General features: G+C 59.9%; 3 protein-coding genes. 1 reads left to right on the top strand and 2 read right to left on the bottom strand.

Translation table 11 applies throughout. The features are described 5' to 3' along the window. Positions 1-87 precede the first annotated feature (87 nt). Together map and QMX91_RS30695 are read right to left on the bottom strand one after the other, a co-directional pair. Complete coding sequence (gene map / locus QMX91_RS30700) at positions 88-879, bottom strand: type I methionyl aminopeptidase (RefSeq protein ID WP_135295991.1); 792 nt, start codon at positions 877-879, stop codon at positions 88-90. Next, the gene (locus QMX91_RS30695; protein ID WP_025111624.1) at positions 876-1,103 is read right to left on the bottom strand and encodes a ParD-like family protein; all 228 of its coding nucleotides are present in this window, start codon (positions 1,101-1,103) and stop codon (positions 876-878) included. Before QMX91_RS30695 ends, map begins: the two co-directional genes overlap by 4 nt. Before the next feature lie 297 nt (positions 1,104-1,400). On the opposite strand from QMX91_RS30695, the gene QMX91_RS30690 reads away from it, so the two are divergent. After that, positions 1,401-2,336, top strand: coding sequence for a Ppx/GppA family phosphatase (locus QMX91_RS30690; RefSeq protein ID WP_134786610.1), 936 nt, complete (start codon positions 1,401-1,403; stop codon positions 2,334-2,336). The last annotated feature ends 91 nt before the right edge of the window (positions 2,337-2,427 follow it).

The following is a 2,427-nucleotide window of genomic DNA, read 5'->3' as shown; positions in this document are numbered from 1 at the left end:
CGCGAAGGCGGTGTGTCAGTCACTGTTTATGTTGAATGACACACCGCCTTCGCGAGCAAGCCCGCTCCCACAGTTTTTTTGTGGCGCTCAGCTAATCGGTGCAAATCCTTCAATCTGATCCGGCCACGCCGTGAGAATTTCGAAACCGGTTTCGGTCACCGCGACCATATGCTCCCACTGCGCCGACAGCGAGCCATCCTTGGTCAGCACCGTCCAGCCGTCCGGCATGTTCTTCACATGACGCTTGCCGGCATTGAGCATCGGCTCGACGGTGAAGATCATCCCCGCCTTGAGCTTCATGCCCTGATTGGGAAAACCGTAATGCAGGATCTGCGGTTCATCGTGATACACCTTGCCAATGCCATGCCCGCAATACTCGCGCACCACGCTGAAACCTTCGCTCTCCGCCAGGCTCTGGATCGCATGACCGATGTCGCCCAGTGTCGCGCCCGGACGCACCATGCGGATGCCCGCGCACATCGCGTCGTAGGTGGTCTTGATCAGGTGTTGTGCTTCAGGCGTCGCCTCGCCGACCACGTACATGCGGCTGGTGTCGCCGAACCAGCCATCCTTGATTACCGCGATGTCGAGGTTGACGATGTCGCCATCCTTCAGCGGCGTGCCCGACGGGATGCCGTGGCACACCACATCGTTGACCGAGGCGCAGACGGTTTTCGGGAAGCCGTGATAACCGACGTTGGCCGGAATGGCTTTCTGCACGTTGACGATGTAGTCGTTGCACAACCGATCCAGCTCATCGGTCGTCACCCCAGCCTTGACGTGCGGCACCAGCATCGCCAGCACTTCGGCGGCGAGTTTGCCCGCCGCGCGCGACTTCGCGATTTCCGCAGGGGTATTGATCTTGATCTGATTTCTCATGCGCTGACGGCTTCCTGAGTCAGTTGATGCAGATCCAGCCCGCCGTTCTGTTCGGCGCGGATCAGCAAGCGGCAAATGGCGCTGTGGTCGAGGTTGGGGTGCAGCTCGGCGAGCATGCCGATGCGCATCCAGTGCTCGGCCTGCGCGTTGATCGAGCGGCTGAGCGCGGTGCTGGAGATGCGCAGGTTCTCGTGCATGTCTTCTGAAATCTTTACGATGCCCACATCCGAATCCGATACGAAGTGTATATGGATCGTATATTAGCCAAGGGACGCCCACGATTGCAAACCTTGCGCACGGCTTGCCAAATCGCGGGCAAAAAAAAGCTGCCCAAAGAGGCAGCAAAAACTTTAAGAACACGCGATGTATTGGGGTCAGGATAGACGCCGGATAATGACAGTGTCATGACAGCCAACAATTCACTGAACCGCCCCTGCCCCGTCATCAGGATGTCATCAAGCGCACCGCAGAATCCTCGCAAACCGTCTTGAGCCTTCGACGGATGTTTCGCAGGGATTCCCATGAAAGAAGACGCCTCGCTGTTTGCCGCCATCGACCTGGGCTCGAATGCGTTTCGCCTGATGATCGGCCAGTCGGTTCGCAGTCGAAAAGGCTTCATGATTCAGGAAGTCAAAACCCTGCGTGAACCGGTGCGGCTGGCCGAGGGCTTTGACGGCGGTGCTCTGGATGAAATGGCGCTGGATCGAGGCTGGCAGGCATTGGCGCGGTTCGGCAAGAAACTGCGCGGATTCGAGGCCGGCAAGGTGCGGGCCGTGGCGACCAGCGCAGTACGCGAGGCCGACAATGCGCAGTTGTTTCTGCACAGTGCCGAACGCCATCTGGGGTTTCGTATCGACGTCATTTCCGGCCATGAAGAGGCGCAACTGGTGTATGCCGGCGTCGCCCACTCCCTGCCGGGGGCGGAGGACATGCGGCTGGTGGTAGACATTGGCGGTGGTTCCACCGAGCTGATTCTCGGCCAGGGGTCGCAACCGTTGCTCACCGAAAGCATCGCCATTGGCAGCGGCACACTGGGCGCACGCTATTTCCCTGACGGGCGCATCGCGCCCGGTGCGCTGCAGGAAGCCGAGCGCGTGGCGATCCTGCAATTCGAAAAAGTCGCCCGTCGCTATCGCGCGCAGGGCTGGCAGCAAACCATTGGCTCGTCGGGCACGGCGCGGATGCTGGCGAAGGTGCTCAAGGCTAATCGCTTGAATGACTTCGGTCAGGATGGCATCACCTATGGTGGGTTGTTGCGCCTGTCGCTGTTGCTGCTGAAGGTGAAGAACGTGCAGCAGTTGAAACTCGCCGGTCTGCAACCGCATCGCCAGAGCATCCTCCCGGGAGGGCTGGTGCTGATGCTGGCGGCGTTCAAGGTGTTTGGCATTTCGCAGATGGTGCCGTCGGAACCGGGGCTGCGCCTCGGTGTGTTGCACGGCTTGATGAGCCGTCACTGACCAATCACTGAACCCAGTGTGGGAGCGGGCTTGCTCGCGAAGGCGGAGTGTCAGTCGAAAATTATTTAGCTGACACTCCGCTTTCGCGAGC

The sequence above is a fragment of the Pseudomonas sp. PS01299 genome, assembly GCF_029960145.1.
Lineage (GTDB): Bacteria > Pseudomonadota > Gammaproteobacteria > Pseudomonadales > Pseudomonadaceae > Aquipseudomonas > Aquipseudomonas putida_A.
Note: the sequence above shows the minus strand (reverse complement) of the source record. Positions and strands in the feature narration are given on the sequence as shown.